A 14,067-nucleotide genomic window follows, 5' to 3' on the forward strand; every position below is an offset into this window, starting at 1 on the left:
TATGAAGGAGCAACAAGATGCGTGTTACGTCCAAAGGGCAGGTCACCATTCCTCGCGATCTCAGGGAACTTGTCGGCATCGAGGCCAATAGCGAGGTCATTTTCTCGATAGAGGGTGGCAAGCTCGTTCTCTCGCCGAAGAACGGCAAGCAGGAGATCGAGGATCGGGGCCGCCTGGATCGTTTCATACAGACGATCCGTCGTCTCGAGGGCACTGGCGATCAGGAGATCGATGCCGAAGACCTTATGTCGATGACCCGTGATCGCTGATGGCCACACTTGTCGACACGAACATACTTGTCGATCTGGCCGTGGTCGGTTCGGACTGGCACGGTTGGTCGCGTCGAAAGATGCTTGACGTCTTCAAAGACGGTCCTGTCCTCATAAACCCGATCATCTATTCCGAATTTTCCGTTCGGTACGACGACGTGGACGAAGTCGATCGACTGCTGCCGCAGGATGAATTCCGCCGCGAGAATCTGCCTTGGCCGGCTGCATTCGCCGCTGCTGCGGCCTTCCGGCTTTACCGTCGCGCCGGCGGTGGGCGCGAACGGATATTGCCCGATTTCTTCATCGGCGCGCATGCGGCGATAAGGGGCTACAGAATTTTGACCCGCGATCCCAGCGGATACCGCTCCTATTTCCCCTCCGTTGACCTTATAACCCCCGAAACGCATCCTTGAGAGACCGCGACCCATGATCGGCAAGCTGAAAGGCACCATAGACGAGATCGGCGAAGACTATGTGCTCGTCGATGTGCACGGCGTCTGCTACGTCGCCCATTGCTCGGCCCGCACCCTTTCCAAGCTCGGCTCGGCCGGCGAGGCCTGCGTGCTGTTTATCGAAACCTATGTGCGCGAGGACCAGCTAAGGCTCTTCGGCTTCATGACCGCGCTGGAGCGGGAATGGTTCAACCTGCTCCAGAGCGTTCAGGGCGTCGGCGCCAAGGTGGCGCTCGCCGTGCTCTCGACGCTGACACCAGGCGAACTCGCCAATGCGATTGCCCTGCAGGATCGCGCCGCCGTCTCGCGTGCGCCGGGCGTCGGTCCGAAAGTGGCGATGCGTCTCGTCACCGAGCTCAAGAACCGGGCGCCGGCCTTTGCCGGCGAAGCGATCAATATCGCCCTCAAGCAGGAACTCGGCGAAGGGGTCGCGGCCGCCCCGGTCGCCGACGCGGTATCTGCGCTGACCAACCTCGGCTATTCCCGCGACCAGGCGGCGAACGCGATTGCCACCGCAATGAAGACTGCAGGCGACGGCGCCGACAGCGCCAAGCTGATCAGGCTGGGATTGAAGGAGCTTGCGCGATAGAGTAGGATGAAATGTCATTTTTCTGCCGATTGACAAATTTTCCGACTGGCGCACAAAGACAGGACTGCTGATCCATGCGGGGAGAATTTACCCTTTCACCGAAAGGCCAGATAACGTTTCCGAAAGAGTTGCGGGACACGCTCGGCCTTCAGCCTGGCGATCAGCTTGTTTTCTCGATGATCGACGGAGAAGTCGTGATTACACCGAAATCGATCAACTTCAATGATCTTGCAGGCCTTCTGGGATCGCCTCCAAATGGTCGTGCTTCCCTGGAAGAGATCGACGCTACCGTCACCGACGCTGCGGGCAGCGATGTCGTCAACGAAGCCACGCGATCGAAATCGGATGTAGCGGCATGATTGCCTATGGCTTGGATACAAACGTCCTGCTGAGGCTCATCGTCGACGATGATCCGGAGCAAAGGGCGGCCGCCCTGAAATTCGGTGAAGGCATCGGCAGGGATTATCGTGGATTTCTCTCGCTTCTGAACCTCTTGGAACTGGATTGGGCGCTGCGCGCACGGTTCGGCTTCAAGAAAAAGGACGTTGTCGAGGCAATCGGCAAGTTGACACGCGTCAGGGGATTGGACATCGAGAACCAGACCCTCGTTATCAAGGCCCTGAGGGCCGTGGAAACGCGAGACGCCGATTTTGCCGATGCCTTGATCGGCTACCGCGCCGCGGATGAGGGATGCCAGGCGACCAAGACATTTGACCGGCACGCGTTCAAGACCGTGCCAGGTATGGAGCTTCTTTCATGAGCGAATCCGCCCGCCTGATATCGCCGGAAAAGCGGGGCGAAGACCTTGATATCACGTTGCGCCCGCAATCGCTGGACGAGTTCACCGGCCAGGCGGAAGCGCGCGCCAATCTCAAGGTCTTTATCGAGGCGGCGAAAAACCGCGGCGAAGCGCTGGACCATGTGCTCTTCGTCGGTCCGCCCGGCCTCGGCAAGACGACGCTGGCGCAGATCATGGCCAAAGAGCTCGGCGTCAACTTTCGCTCGACGTCGGGCCCTGTGATCGCCAAGGCCGGCGATCTCGCTGCACTGCTCACCAATCTCGAGGAGCGCGACGTGCTCTTCATCGACGAGATCCATCGCCTCAACCCCGCAGTCGAGGAAATCCTCTATCCGGCCATGGAAGATTTCCAGCTCGACCTCATCATCGGGGAAGGCCCTGCCGCTCGCTCGGTGAAGATCGACCTGTCGAAATTCACGCTGGTGGCGGCCACCACCCGCCTCGGCTTGTTGACGACGCCGCTGCGCGACCGCTTTGGCATTCCGGTGCGCCTGAGTTTCTACACCGTCGAGGAGCTGGAACTGATCGTGCGCCGTGGCGCGCGGCTGATGAACCTGCCGATCACCGAGGAGGGCGCCCGCGAGATCGCAAGACGCGCCCGCGGCACCCCGCGCATCGCCGGCCGGCTGCTGCGGCGCGTGCGCGACTTCGCCGAGGTGGCAAGGGCGGAAGCCGTCACCCGCGAGATCGCCGACGAGGCGCTGACCCGCCTGCTGGTCGACAATGTCGGCTTCGACCAGCTCGACAAACGTTACCTCAACATGATCGCCGTCAATTTCGGCGGCGGCCCGGTCGGCATCGAAACCATTGCCGCCGGCCTTTCCGAGCCGCGCGACGCGATCGAGGACATCATCGAGCCCTATATGATCCAGCAGGGTTTCATTCAGCGCACGCCACGCGGCCGTGTTCTGACCGCAATCGCATGGAAACATCTGGGAATGCAACCGCCCAAGGATATGGAGGCTGCGCAGTTCCGGCTGTTCCAGGAGGACAACTGAGTGATCACACGCCGCGGATTTTTCAAGGTTCTTGGCGGCGGTGTCGCAGGCGTTATGTCGCTCGGTGGTTACGCCTTCGCCTATGAACCGCTCGCGCGGCTCGCCATCACCCGCTATCAGCTGACGCCGCCGGGATGGACCCCGGGGCTCAAGCTGCGCGTCGTTGCGCTCGCCGATCTCCATGCCTGCGAACCCTGGATGTCGGCAAGCCGCATTGCCGCGATCTGCCACAGGGCAAATGAACTCGAAGGCGACGTCACCGTCCTGCTCGGCGATTACGCCGCCGGCATGAACATGGTGACGCAGTACGTGCATTCGAGCCAATGGTCGAAGGCGCTCGCCACCTTGCAGGCCCCTCTCGGCGTCCATGCGATCATGGGCAACCACGATTGGTGGGAGGACAGGACCGCTCAGAAGAACGGCGGGATGGAAACATTCGGACACCGAGCCCTCGCCGACGTCGGCATCCGGGTCTATGGCAACCGCGCCGTTCGGCTCGAAAAGGATGGCCGCGGCTTCTGGCTGGCGGGCCTCGAGGATCAGCTGGCGCTGCTGCCCGGCAGGAAATGGGGCCGCACGCATATGCTCGGCCTCGACGATCTCGAGGGAACGATGGCTCAGGTGACGGACGATGCGCCCGTCATCCTGCTCGCCCATGAGCCCGATATCTTTCCGCGCGTGCCCGAGCGGGTCTCGCTGACGCTCTCGGGCCACACGCATGGCGGACAGATCCGCCTCCTCGGCCGTTCGCCAATCGTCCCCTCGCGTTACGGCAACCGCTACGCCTATGGCCATATGATCGAGGAGGGGCGTAATATCATCGTGTCCGGTGGCCTCGGCTGCTCCATCGCACCGGTTCGCTTCGGCGTGCCGCCGGAAATTGTCGTGATCGATCTTGGATAAGAATGGCATGGCCAAGCGCACTCTCATACGCCTGAATGCGGGCACTGAGCGTTTCAACTATCGCATTGCCGGCCTCGGCTTTCGCGATGGCCACGTGCTCGTCCATCGCGCCGTGCATGAGCCCTTCTGGACCTTTCCAGGCGGCAGGGCGGAAATCGGCGAGACGTCGGAGGAAACGCTGAAACGGGAGATGGTGGAGGAACTGGGCGTTAACGTGACCGTCCATCGGCTGCTGTGGATCGTCGAGAACTTCTTCCGCTACGAACAACGCGACTGGCATGAACTCGGTCTCTATTACCTGATGGACCTCCCGCCGGAATTCCCCTTTTTGTCCGGCCAGATCATCCATCGGGTCGAGGACGGCGACAACCATCTCGAGTTCAAATGGGTGCCGGCAACGCGTAGTGCCCTGACCGCACTCGACATCCCGCCCTACTTCATCGCCGATGAAATCGAGAGCCTGCCCGTTGCGCCACGTCACCTCGTCTGGCGGGACGGCGATCTCGACGGCAAAGACTGACGCAAGCAGTTGAAAATGTTACAGCATCCTTGTGCGCCTCAAAAGGCGCCCGGGCGCTGTAGCCAAAAGCGCTTAAAGAGGAGATGCGCCGATGCCGACCTTCGATCCTGTCAGGCCATTCCGCAAACTTGCCTATAACAACGCCCTTGCCAACCGCCGGCTGCTTCAGGCCTGCGCGACTTTAAAGCCTGGAGAATTCGAAGCGCCACGCACCAGCTTCTTCCCCTCGATCAAGGAAACCTTGAACCATATCATCACGGTCGACTGGTTCTATGTCGACGGCCTGGAAGGCGGCACGCTCGGGCTCAAGGCCTTCGAGATCGACGAACCATTCGATGACGTCTCCTCGCTGGCGAAAGCGCAGGCGAAGGTCGATCAGCGCCTAGTGGCGCTTTGCGAGGCCCTGACGCCGGAGAGGCTCGCCTCGACCGTCAGCCTCCATCGCGGCGCCCGCATCCAGCAGGAGCGGATGGAGGACGTGCTCGGGCATCTCTTCCAGCATCAGACCCATCATCGCGGCCAGGTGCATGCGATGCTCTCTGGCACCAGCGTCGCTCCGCCACAGCTCGATGAATTCATCGTCGCCGACGATGCACGGTTTCGCGGCAACGAACTCGCCGACCTCGGCTGGAGCGAAGAGAGGCTGATGCGCTGATTTCATGGTAAAGCGCGCTTAAGCGTCCTATCGGACGCGCGACGCTTTAATTCTGCAGCCGCCTCTTCAGCCCGTCGATGATCGTCTTGGTAAGAAGGTCGTAATTCTCGTCGAAATGGTGGTCGCCGGGCAGTTCGATCACCTCGGCGCCGCTCTCCTTCACCGCCGGACAGGCGACATCGTCATCGTCGTCCTTGCCGTAGATGCATTGCACGAGCTTCGGATCGATGTTCTTCAGATCGCTGACGGGATCGCCTCCGGCCCCATCCGTTTTCTGGCCGAGCCAACCGAGAACGGAGATGACGTAGTCGACTTCGTGTGACAGCGACAGCAGCGACAATTGCACCACCGCCGACTTTTCAGCCGGCTTGAGGAGCTGGTAAGTGGCGGGTACCACATCGGCGCCGAAGGAATAGCCGACGAGCAGCACATGCTTCACCTTCCACTGCTTGCGGTAGAAGTCGATGATCTTCGAAAGATCGCCGGCTGTCTCCTCCGGCTTACGCTCGGACCAGAAATAGTGGAGCGAATCGACGCCGACGACCGGAATGCCTTCCTTCTGCAGCGTGCCGCCGACCTCCTTGTCGATGTCGCGCCAACCGCCGTCGCCGGAATAGATCACCGCCATCGTATCGAGAGCGGGGGTCGCCTCAAGGATCGCCAGCGGCAGGCCGAGCGGATTGCCGAAGGCGCCGGAGGCGGTGACGAGATCGTCGAGCGTATCGGCAAACACCGTCTGCGCATCGTCGGTGGAATCGCGGATCTCCATCGCAGCATGGATCTTCTTCAGCGCTTCGGCATGCGCCCTGCCATCCTTGTCGGCATTGGGCGTAAAGACGGTGACGATCGGATCCGGCAGAGCGCCGTCGCTGAGGCCATACATGGTGCGTTGGCCGACGACCTGCTTGGAAGCCGGCGTGCAAAGTCCCTGGGCGAGCGGAATGCCGGCCTTCGGATCAACAGCAAGCGTCTGGCCGATCGTCGCATCCGGCGTCTGTGCGGCAATCGCCAGCGCCAAGGCCCCGCCCTCGCCGATGCCGGCGACGATCGGCAGGTGATAGGCACTGTTACCGGTCGCGCGCTGCACCTGCTGGCTCAGCGATTCGATGTCCGAGACCATGTAGACGCAGCCGTCATTGAGGCTGACGTCGTACCGGTTGAGCGCCTCGATATAGGAGGGGAAGTCGACGCCGATGACGACGGCGCCTTCAGCGACCAGCCTGTCGGCTTCGGCCTTCTCATAGTCGCCCCAGCCGGCCGCATCCGAGATCAGCATCACCGTGCCCTTCACCTCCCCTTCCGGCAGGAAGATGTGCGGCGACGGGATGAGCCCGGCTTCGAAGCTCTGTGTGGTCTCTTCGGCAGCATCAGCCGGTGCGGCCGCGAGCATGCAGGCGCATGCCGTGGCAAGAAGGATTGTCCTGATCATTTTCTCACTACCCCTTTCAATCCGCCCCCGATCAGAAATGTCGCGTCCATCAACGCGATCATCGGATTGCCCCCTCCGGATACCGCAAGATAGCGCGGTTGCCAGTGCGGATGAAACTTGGATTTGAATGCCCGAAGGCCTTTGAAGTTATAGAAGCGCTCGCCGTGTTCGAAAACGGTGCTGCCGATGCGGTCCCAGACGGGCGCCGCCTCGCGTTTCGACATGCCGGAAAGGGGCGCCATGCCGAGATTGAAGTGGGTGAAACCCTGCGCGCGCAGATATTCCATGATCTGCACGAAGAGAAAGTCCATCGAGCCCTTCGGCGCATCCGGCGAGAAGCGCATGAGATCGATCGTGCCCTCCTGTCTGGATTCGGTCACGAGGATATTGGCGAAGGCGACGATCCTGCCGTCCTTTTTCAGGATGCCGACCGGCTGCGAGGAGACGTAATCGGCATCGAAGGCGCCGAGAGAAAAGCCCTTTTCCTTGGCATTGTGATGCTCGAGCCAAGCCGTGGAAACGGCGGAAAGGTCATCGATGACCGAGCGCACGTCTTCAGGTTCGACGACGGCAAATTCCAGCCCGTCGCGCTGGGCGCGGCTTGCCGTCTGGCGAAGGTTCGCCCACTTGCCGCCCTTCATCTCGAAGGTCCTGAGATCGGCCACCGCCAGTTCGCCGAGCTTGAAGGCGCGCAGGCCGGCATCGGCGCAATGCGACAGCAGCGCCGGCGATATCTGGTAGAACACGGCCCGGCAGCCGGCGGCGCGCGCCGCTTCGACGAAACGCCAGACGAGTTCCTGCACGGCGTGATGGTCGCCGACCGGATCGAACAGCGCGATCCAGGAGCGGCCCTGCCGGCCATACATGATGAAAGCGTCGCCGTTTTCCGAGAACATAATGCTCTTGTCGCCCATGCGCACCAGATTGGCGTCGGCATTGCCCTGCTTCATGACGATCTCGACGGCACGCGCCAGGGCCTCGTCCGTCGCCTGCTCCGGCCGGAAGCTCGCCGGCCGGAGCAGGCTGAAGACGGCGATCGCCGACGAGATGATGGTGATGCCGAGGACGGCGCGTAAGCCCCGCGGCGCCTCGGCGGTGAATTCGAACTGCCACCAGAGCTGGTTGCTGTATTCGACGTCGCGATAGACGAAGAGCAGGATGACGACGGCGCCGACGACGATCACGGCGATCGCCATCAGCCAGGACGCCGTCAGCGCCTGGTTGAGCAGCGAGGCCTGGCGGGTAAAGAGCCGGCGGCTGACGAAGAGCCCGAAGATGAGGAAGGCGAGAAACGCGGCTTCGACAAGCGCGATCGCCTTCAACAGCGACAAAGTCAGCGCGGCAATTGCCGAGAACACAGCCACCCACCAGGCGCCGTCAAGCCGCTGGCCGAGGCCGCGCGCGGCGACGACGAGGGCCAGCCCCAGCAGGCTGGAGAGGAAATGCGCCCCTTCGACCATCGGCAGCGGCAGATAGTTGGAGAGGAATTCGAGGTTCTGGTCCGGCGTCGGCGTGACGCTCGAAAACACCAGCATGACGCCGAGCAGCAGTGCGAGAGCCGACAGCAGCTGCGGCATCAGCCGTCCGCCGATGCGCCGCATGCTGGAGGCGGCCGGATGGTCGACGAAGCGCCGCAGCTCCGCCGCCAAGACCGCGAGCACCGCAATCAGCAGCGGCAGCACATGGTAGACCAGCCGGTAGAGCACCAGTGATCCGAGCACGGCATCGATGTTCACCGCGCTGCCGAGCGACGCGATGATCACGGTCTCGAACACGCCGAGGCCGGCCGGAACGTGACTGAGCACGCCGAGACCGACGGCGATCGCATAGACGGCGAGGAAGACCGGCCAGCCGATGGCCGTCTGCGGCAGCAGCACATAGAGTACTGATGCCGAGGCTGCGATATCGAAGGCTGTGACGAGGAACTGCCGCGACCAGGTACGCGAATCCGGCAGGCGGATTGCCACGGGGCCGAGATCGAGCACGCGCCCATCGCGGCCGACGATCATCACCGCGCCCAGAATGGCGACGATCGAACCGGCGATCAGCCTCAGAAGGAAGGGGCTTACGCCGACGAGCGGGCCGATCTCATCGGCGATGACCATGAGGGCGATCGCCGCGACGCCCGCAAGCCCCAGTCCGAAGGACAGCGTGACGAAGGCGATGATGCGGCCGATATCCTCCGGCGAGAGCCCGAGGCGCGTATAGGCGCGGTAGCGGATCGCACCACCCGAAAGCGCGCCGAAACCGGCGGTATTGCCGACGGCATAGGCACTGAACGCCGTCAGCGCCACGTGCGGAAAGGGCAGCTTCTTGCCGATATATTCTATGGCGTTGAGATCGTAGAAGATCAGCGCGAGGAAACTGAGCGCCGTGAAGAACAACGCAAGCAGGATCGCGCTCGGCCTGGTCGCGGCCAGCGCACCGACGACGTCGTCATAGCGCACCTCGTTGGTGAGCTGCATGATCGCGTAACCGACGAGGCAGAAGACCACCAGTGACGCGGCTGCCAGCAGCGGAGTTCTGTACCGTCTGATTAGTCCGCCAAAAGAAAACCCGCCCGTTTCTTCCATCTCTTCCAAATTGCCGTGCCCCGACATCTCGTACCCTGCTGCAACTTCAAGCTGGCGGGAATCATTTCAGATGACGTAACATGAGAGGCATATAAGCTCTATGAAGCCATGCCGCCGCTACCAGCCCCGCCGCCTGCGCCTCAATCATCCTCAATTGGGGCGAATTTGCGCAGGCGGGCGTCACGATGCATTGCATTTTCGTAAGCTTCAGCAGAGCCTTGCCCTCGATGGAGAGTTGAGACGCGGGAGAAAGGTTCGATATGCAGGATGGTTCGGCCTTCGTGATGCTTGCCCTCGGCCGCCTGCTGCTCGGCGGCCTCTATGTCGCTGGCGGCATTCAACATTTTTTCGTCATCGTGCCGCTGACCGATGCGATCGAAGCCCGCGGCGTTCCTTTTGCGAAATGGGTGCTGGTCTTGGGCAGCATGTTCCAGATCGTCGCCGGCATCCTGCTGATGCTCGGCCTTTTTGTCGCGGCAGCGGCATTCGGTCTCATCATCTTCACCCTTGCCGCCACCATCATGCTGCTGAATTTCTGGGACATGCAGGGAACGGCGCGCGACAGCGCGATCAATACCTGGAAAACCAACATGGCGATCATCGGCGGCCTGCTGATCGCAGCAGCCGGCGCAGTGTGAGGACATTCATGCGGCTGGCTCGCCGTTCGCCCGCGCATGCGCTGCATAGCGCGCGACAGCAGCATCCCCTTCGCGTCGCGGCCGCCCGCTGCCTGCACCGTCGGCACGGGAGGATGGAGACGAAGATCATTCGGGAAGGCAGGCGGAGCAGCCGGACCGTCGATCTCAAATTCACGGCTAAACTGGGGCCTAAATTCAGGAGCTGACGGCCTCGGCTATCAAGGCGCGCGCGACAGCGCCACTCGTCTTTTCGAGAGCCGCAAAGGACGCTGTAGCGCTTTCAATTGTTTCAGGATTTCGCGGCCGGTTTTTCCACGTGGCCGCCGAAGCCCGCGCGCATCGCCGACAGCACCTTGTTGGCGAATTCGTCATTGTCGCGCGAAGAGAAGCGACCGTAGAGCGCAGCACTCAGCACCGGCGTCGGCACGCTTTCGTCGATTGCCGCCATGATCGTCCAGCGGCCTTCGCCGCTGTCCGAGACGCGGCCGGCATATTTCGACAGCGCAGGATCGGCATGCAGCGCATCGGCCGTAAGATCGAGCAGCCAGGAGGTGATGACGCTGCCGCGGCGCCAGACTTCGGCGACATCCTGGAGGTTGAAATCATATTGGAAATGTTCCGGATGGGCGAGCGGCGCAGTCTCCGCATCGGCCACGTGCGAGGCAGCGCCGATATTGGCGTGTTTCAGAATATTGATACCTTCGGCATAGGCAGCCATCAGGCCGTATTCGATGCCGTTATGTACCATCTTGACGAAATGACCGGCGCCATGTGGACCGCAATGCAGGTAACCCTGCTCCGCAGTGCTGGCAGCAGCGGCTTCGGCGCTCCGGTTCGGCGAGGCTTCCGTCTTGCCGACGCCGGGCGCCAGCGTCGCGAAGATCGGGGAAAGGTGTTCGACGATGCCCTTCTCGCCGCCGATCATCAGGCAATAACCGCGCTCGAGGCCAAAGACGCCGCCGCTTGTGCCGACATCGACATAGTGGATGCCCTTGGTGATGAGGTCGGCGCCGCGGCGGATGTCGTCATGATAATAGGAGTTTCCGCCGTCGATGACGATATCGCCATTCTCAAGCAGCGGCACCAGGCTCGCCAGTACCTTGTCGACGATCGCTGCCGGCAGCATCAGCCAGATCGCGCGCGGATGGGCGAGCTTCGAGACGAACTCCGCGAGCGAGGCACTGCCGGTCGCGCCGAGGCCTGCGAGCGCGGCAACGCTTTCCGGCCTGGCGTCGTAGACGACGCATTCGTGACCGCCTCGCATCAAGCGCTGGACCATATAATTGCCCATGCGGCCCAAACCAACCATGCCAAGCTGCATAATGAATCTCCTGGAAACCGAAATGAAGTATCGAATCCGGAAATTAGCACCCGCAGTGTGACAGGCAAGCAAAGTCTCGGTGATATTGGCGAATGCGACGATTGCGCCGCCGATCTTCTTGACAGCGACGCACTCGTTCAAACATCAGGGGCGCTGGCCGGCTCACCCTTCATTTCGCTGAGGAACATGCCTTCGCGCAGATTGATGCCGTATTCGACAAAGGCCTTCATGCAGCAAAGCATCTGCGTCCAGCCTTCGCAGTTGAGATAGGTGCCGCGCCGGCCGGCCTCATCTTGGCGCCAGCCGGTCTCGGCGATGGTCACCAGCGTGCCGCCGTCTTCCAGCGGCTTGAAGTTCATCTCCACCAGCGTCTTATAGGTCGTCTTGTCTTCGCCGGTGCCACCATCCCAGCGCAGCACGATGCGGCTTTCCGGCACCAGATCGACGACCTCGACCGGCGCATCCTTCCACCACGTCACCGTGGTGCCCTTCACGAGCGGCGCGCTCGCTCCGCCGATCGTCGTGAAATAACTGCTGAGCTTCTTCGGGTTGACGACGGCATCGAACACTTCTGCGACAGGGCGGCCGATACGGCCGGAAACGCGGATTCCGAGAGACATGACACTTCTCCTCTTCTCCAGTGTGTTTGTTCCATTGTCCTTGGCGCCATTATGTTATAAAAATATAACATGTCAAGCGAATCAACCGACGACCCAGTCTTCAAGGCGCTGGCGCATCATCGCCGCCGCGAAATCCTCGATCTGCTCAAGGACGGCCCTCGAACCACGGGGACCCTTTGCGAGATGTTTCCGGAGATGGATCGCTGTACGGTGATGCAGCATCTGAAGGTACTGGAAGAGGCTGACCTGGTCATTGCCAGGAAGGAAGGCCGCGAGCGCTGGAACCACCTGAACAGCCTGCCGATCAAACACATCTATGACCGCTGGATCAGCGCCTATGCCGGCCATTCCCTGTCGATTCTCGACCGGCTGAAAGGCGATCTCGAGGGCCAGCCCGAATAATGATCCGGCCGCCCAACACCTTGCCGCCCGGCCGGCCGAAGCCTTATGCTGGCGAAAACGGCACGGGATCAGGCAGATGACGATATCGGGGGCCGGCATACGCCGCATGCGGCTGCTGCGCAGCATGAAGCAGGGACATCTTGCCGAACTCCTCGGCGTCAACCAGGCGACGGTTTCGCGCTGGGAGCGCGATCAGCTCGCCCTCTCGCCCGAACAGGCAATCAAGCTGGAACGGATTTTCGCCTCACCGCGACATACGGCAGTCGATGCGGCGCTAAAGCGGCTGGTCGAGGATTCCGTCCGGCCGGTGCATCTGATCTGCGACCGCACCCACCGGCTGCTCTCCGCCTCTCGCCGGCGGCAGGCGGAGTGGCGGGCGCCGCTCGACGCCTTTCTCGGCCATTCTCTGTTCTCCTACGCCTCCGCCGAAATCGCCGCCGCCGAGCAGTCGCTCGAAGAGCGCGGCTGGCATGAGGGCAGGCTATCGTCGCTGACCCTCGATACCGGCGCCAACGGCAATGCGCTGTTGCCGATCGCCGCCGGCCGCGTCACCTGGGAACGGATCATGCTTTCCGACGGTAGCGCCGGCCGCCTTGTTACGACCATCGGCTGAGCCTCAAGCTTTCCTGCACTCCCATGCATAATTTATGCGTTGTCCGGAAACGTCAGTCTTTATAGCGTCCGCCGCCTAAACGGTCAGGAGACGATGTGATGACGATACTGGTGACGGGAAGTGCCGGCCATCTCGGCGAGGCGCTGATGCGGACCTTGAGGGCGGAAGGCCGCTGGGTGCGCGGCATCGATATCAAGTCCTCGGCTTTTACCGACATGGTCGGCTCGATCAGCGATCGCGCCTTCATCAGGCAGGCGATGTCAGGCATCAGCCACGTCATCCATGCCGCGACGCTGCACAAGCCGCATGTGGCGACCCACGACAATTACGATTTCCTCGACACCAATATCGCCGGCACACTCAACGTGCTCGAAGAAGCGGCCGCAGCAGGCGTTGCAAGCTTCGTCTTCACCAGCACCACCAGCACCTTCGGCGCGGCATTGACGCCGGCTGCCGGCGAACCGGCAGCCTGGGTGACTGAGGACGTGCTTCCCGCCGCGAAAAACATCTACGGCGCGACGAAGCTCGCCGCCGAAGGTCTGTGCGAACTCTTCGCCCGCAGATCCGGCCTGCCGGTCGCCATTCTCAGGACGTCGCGTTTCTTTCCCGAGAACGACGACGATCCTAACATTCGCAACCTCTATTCAGCAGAGAATGCCCAGGCCAACGAGCTTCTTCACCGCCGCGTCGATATCAGCGACGCGGTCGGCGCCCATCTGTTGGCGCTCGAAAGGGCGCCGGCGATCGGCTTCGGCCGCTACATCGTCTCCGCCACGACGCCATTTTCGGCGAGCGATCTTGCCGCGATCCGGCACGACGCGCCTCACGTCGTCGAACGACTGTTCCCGGGTGCTGATGCACTCTATGCCGAACGAGGCTGGAAAATGTTCCCGACACTCGACCGCGTCTACGTCAACGAACGCGCAAGGCGGGAGCTCGGCTGGCAGCCGCGATATGATTTCCGTTTCGTGCTCGATTGCCTGCGCGACAACAAGGAATGGCGAAGCCCCTTGGCGCTGGATGTCGGCTCCAAAGGCTACCACGACGAGGTCTTTGCCGAGGGGCCTTACCCGGTCGGATAGAGCAGCGAGCTGAAATGCGGATATGCAAAAGCCTCACACCTTTTGGCATGGGCTTTTCACTGAAAAGCGTCATCCAGACATCATGATCCCGTCATAGACCGTCTGCCGGGGATATGGGGTGACGAAATCCAGGGCGTGTTGTGCCATCGGGAAATCGAATCCAGGCCGGGGGTGTCATTTGAAGCGGTGTCCAGCCTGCGGGCG

Annotated in this window: 17 protein-coding genes; 13 read left to right on the forward strand and 4 right to left on the reverse strand. The window is 61.9% G+C overall.

The genetic code is table 11. From position 1 onward, the window contains the following. Positions 1-17: 17 nt before the first annotated feature. The 9 genes from B5P46_RS16150 to B5P46_RS16190 all read left to right on the forward strand — a co-directional run bounded on the left by B5P46_RS16150 (position 18) and on the right by B5P46_RS16190 (position 5,185). A complete protein-coding gene (locus B5P46_RS16150; RefSeq protein WP_017961997.1) occupies positions 18-269 on the forward strand; it encodes an AbrB/MazE/SpoVT family DNA-binding domain-containing protein in 252 nt (83 codons plus the stop codon). Further along, complete coding sequence (locus B5P46_RS16155) at positions 269-682, forward strand: type II toxin-antitoxin system VapC family toxin (protein ID WP_129419535.1); 414 nt, start codon at positions 269-271, stop codon at positions 680-682. The genes B5P46_RS16150 and B5P46_RS16155 overlap by 1 nt, the downstream gene beginning before the upstream one ends. 13 nt (positions 683-695) lie before the next feature. Further along, positions 696-1,310, forward strand: a complete 615-nt coding sequence (gene ruvA / locus B5P46_RS16160) for a Holliday junction branch migration protein RuvA (protein ID WP_129419536.1) — start codon at positions 696-698, stop codon at positions 1,308-1,310. 74 nt (positions 1,311-1,384) lie between these two features. Beyond that, positions 1,385-1,669: an AbrB/MazE/SpoVT family DNA-binding domain-containing protein gene (locus B5P46_RS16165; protein WP_064651256.1), complete on the forward strand. Its 285-nt coding sequence runs from the start codon at positions 1,385-1,387 to the stop codon at positions 1,667-1,669. Continuing rightward, entirely contained in the window at positions 1,666-2,070 is a 405-nt protein-coding gene (locus B5P46_RS16170) for a PIN domain-containing protein (protein ID WP_129419537.1), read from the forward strand. Before B5P46_RS16165 ends, B5P46_RS16170 begins: the two co-directional genes overlap by 4 nt. Continuing rightward, positions 2,067-3,107 carry a Holliday junction branch migration DNA helicase RuvB gene (gene ruvB, locus B5P46_RS16175; protein ID WP_017968121.1) on the forward strand — a complete coding sequence of 347 codons (1,041 nt, stop codon included), beginning with the start codon at positions 2,067-2,069 and terminating at the stop codon, positions 3,105-3,107. Before B5P46_RS16170 ends, ruvB begins: the two co-directional genes overlap by 4 nt. Beyond that, positions 3,108-4,010, forward strand: coding sequence for a metallophosphoesterase (locus B5P46_RS16180; RefSeq protein WP_129419538.1), 903 nt, complete (start codon positions 3,108-3,110; stop codon positions 4,008-4,010). It abuts the gene before it with no gap. A 7-nt stretch (positions 4,011-4,017) separates the two neighbouring features. Next, on the forward strand, positions 4,018-4,530 hold the full coding sequence (locus B5P46_RS16185; protein WP_129419539.1) for an NUDIX hydrolase: 513 nt from the start codon (positions 4,018-4,020) through the stop codon (positions 4,528-4,530). 91 nt (positions 4,531-4,621) lie between these two features. Further along, positions 4,622-5,185 (forward strand): DinB family protein, encoded by a 564-nt coding sequence (locus tag B5P46_RS16190; RefSeq protein ID WP_129419540.1) that lies wholly within the window; start codon positions 4,622-4,624, stop codon positions 5,183-5,185. A 46-nt stretch (positions 5,186-5,231) separates the two neighbouring features. Here B5P46_RS16190 and B5P46_RS16195 read toward each other — a convergent pair whose 3' ends face one another. Both B5P46_RS16195 and mprF read right to left on the reverse strand, forming a co-directional pair. Beyond that, on the reverse strand, positions 5,232-6,614 hold the full coding sequence (locus B5P46_RS16195) for a virulence factor family protein (protein WP_129419541.1): 1,383 nt from the start codon (positions 6,612-6,614) through the stop codon (positions 5,232-5,234). Beyond that, positions 6,611-9,214, reverse strand: coding sequence for a bifunctional lysylphosphatidylglycerol flippase/synthetase MprF (gene mprF / locus B5P46_RS16200; protein ID WP_129419542.1), 2,604 nt, complete (start codon positions 9,212-9,214; stop codon positions 6,611-6,613). The genes B5P46_RS16195 and mprF overlap by 4 nt, the downstream gene beginning before the upstream one ends. 233 nt (positions 9,215-9,447) lie before the next feature. Between mprF and B5P46_RS16205 the strand changes: the two genes are divergently transcribed. Then, a complete protein-coding gene (locus tag B5P46_RS16205; RefSeq protein WP_129419543.1) occupies positions 9,448-9,825 on the forward strand; it encodes a DoxX family protein in 378 nt (125 codons plus the stop codon). Between the two features lie 289 nt (positions 9,826-10,114). On the opposite strand, the gene gnd is transcribed toward B5P46_RS16205, so the two are convergent. Both gnd and B5P46_RS16215 read right to left on the reverse strand, forming a co-directional pair. Further along, positions 10,115-11,146: a phosphogluconate dehydrogenase (NAD(+)-dependent, decarboxylating) gene (gene gnd, locus B5P46_RS16210; RefSeq protein ID WP_129419544.1), complete on the reverse strand. Its 1,032-nt coding sequence runs from the start codon at positions 11,144-11,146 to the stop codon at positions 10,115-10,117. 137 nt (positions 11,147-11,283) lie between these two features. Then, on the reverse strand, positions 11,284-11,766 hold the full coding sequence (locus tag B5P46_RS16215; RefSeq protein ID WP_129419545.1) for an SRPBCC domain-containing protein: 483 nt from the start codon (positions 11,764-11,766) through the stop codon (positions 11,284-11,286). Positions 11,767-11,835: 69 nt separating this feature from the next. On the opposite strand from B5P46_RS16215, the gene B5P46_RS16220 reads away from it, so the two are divergent. The 3 genes from B5P46_RS16220 (at position 11,836) to B5P46_RS16230 (ending at position 13,863) form a co-directional block, all read left to right on the forward strand. After that, positions 11,836-12,168, forward strand: coding sequence for an ArsR/SmtB family transcription factor (locus B5P46_RS16220; RefSeq protein WP_129419546.1), 333 nt, complete (start codon positions 11,836-11,838; stop codon positions 12,166-12,168). 76 nt (positions 12,169-12,244) lie between these two features. Beyond that, positions 12,245-12,781: a helix-turn-helix transcriptional regulator gene (locus B5P46_RS16225; RefSeq protein ID WP_129419547.1), complete on the forward strand. Its 537-nt coding sequence runs from the start codon at positions 12,245-12,247 to the stop codon at positions 12,779-12,781. Positions 12,782-12,879: 98 nt separating this feature from the next. Continuing rightward, positions 12,880-13,863: an NAD-dependent epimerase/dehydratase family protein gene (locus B5P46_RS16230; protein ID WP_129419548.1), complete on the forward strand. Its 984-nt coding sequence runs from the start codon at positions 12,880-12,882 to the stop codon at positions 13,861-13,863. Positions 13,864-14,067 lie beyond the last annotated feature (204 nt).

This window comes from Rhizobium leguminosarum (assembly GCF_004123835.1).
Classification (GTDB): Bacteria; Pseudomonadota; Alphaproteobacteria; order Rhizobiales; family Rhizobiaceae; genus Rhizobium; species Rhizobium leguminosarum_M.

Bases quoted from the DNA above. Each gene is read 5' to 3' on its own strand.
- B5P46_RS16225 (WP_129419547.1), top strand. From the start codon at position 12,245: ATGACGATATCGGGGGCCGGCATACGCCGCATGCGGCTGCTGCGCAGC.
- B5P46_RS16215 (WP_129419545.1), bottom strand. From the start codon at position 11,766: ATGTCTCTCGGAATCCGCGTTTCCGGCCGTATCGGCCGCCCTGTCGCA.
- B5P46_RS16155 (WP_129419535.1), top strand. From the start codon at position 269: ATGGCCACACTTGTCGACACGAACATACTTGTCGATCTGGCCGTGGTC.
- ruvB (WP_017968121.1), top strand. From the start codon at position 2,067: ATGAGCGAATCCGCCCGCCTGATATCGCCGGAAAAGCGGGGCGAAGAC.
- B5P46_RS16230 (WP_129419548.1), top strand. From the start codon at position 12,880: ATGACGATACTGGTGACGGGAAGTGCCGGCCATCTCGGCGAGGCGCTG.
- mprF (WP_129419542.1), bottom strand. From the start codon at position 9,214: ATGTCGGGGCACGGCAATTTGGAAGAGATGGAAGAAACGGGCGGGTTT.
- B5P46_RS16220 (WP_129419546.1), top strand. From the start codon at position 11,836: ATGTCAAGCGAATCAACCGACGACCCAGTCTTCAAGGCGCTGGCGCAT.
- B5P46_RS16195 (WP_129419541.1), bottom strand. From the start codon at position 6,614: ATGATCAGGACAATCCTTCTTGCCACGGCATGCGCCTGCATGCTCGCG.
- B5P46_RS16150 (WP_017961997.1), top strand. From the start codon at position 18: ATGCGTGTTACGTCCAAAGGGCAGGTCACCATTCCTCGCGATCTCAGG.
- B5P46_RS16165 (WP_064651256.1), top strand. From the start codon at position 1,385: ATGCGGGGAGAATTTACCCTTTCACCGAAAGGCCAGATAACGTTTCCG.
- gnd (WP_129419544.1), bottom strand. From the start codon at position 11,146: ATGCAGCTTGGCATGGTTGGTTTGGGCCGCATGGGCAATTATATGGTC.
- B5P46_RS16190 (WP_129419540.1), top strand. From the start codon at position 4,622: ATGCCGACCTTCGATCCTGTCAGGCCATTCCGCAAACTTGCCTATAAC.
- B5P46_RS16185 (WP_129419539.1), top strand. From the start codon at position 4,018: ATGGCCAAGCGCACTCTCATACGCCTGAATGCGGGCACTGAGCGTTTC.
- ruvA (WP_129419536.1), top strand. From the start codon at position 696: ATGATCGGCAAGCTGAAAGGCACCATAGACGAGATCGGCGAAGACTAT.
- B5P46_RS16170 (WP_129419537.1), top strand. From the start codon at position 1,666: ATGATTGCCTATGGCTTGGATACAAACGTCCTGCTGAGGCTCATCGTC.
- B5P46_RS16205 (WP_129419543.1), top strand. From the start codon at position 9,448: ATGCAGGATGGTTCGGCCTTCGTGATGCTTGCCCTCGGCCGCCTGCTG.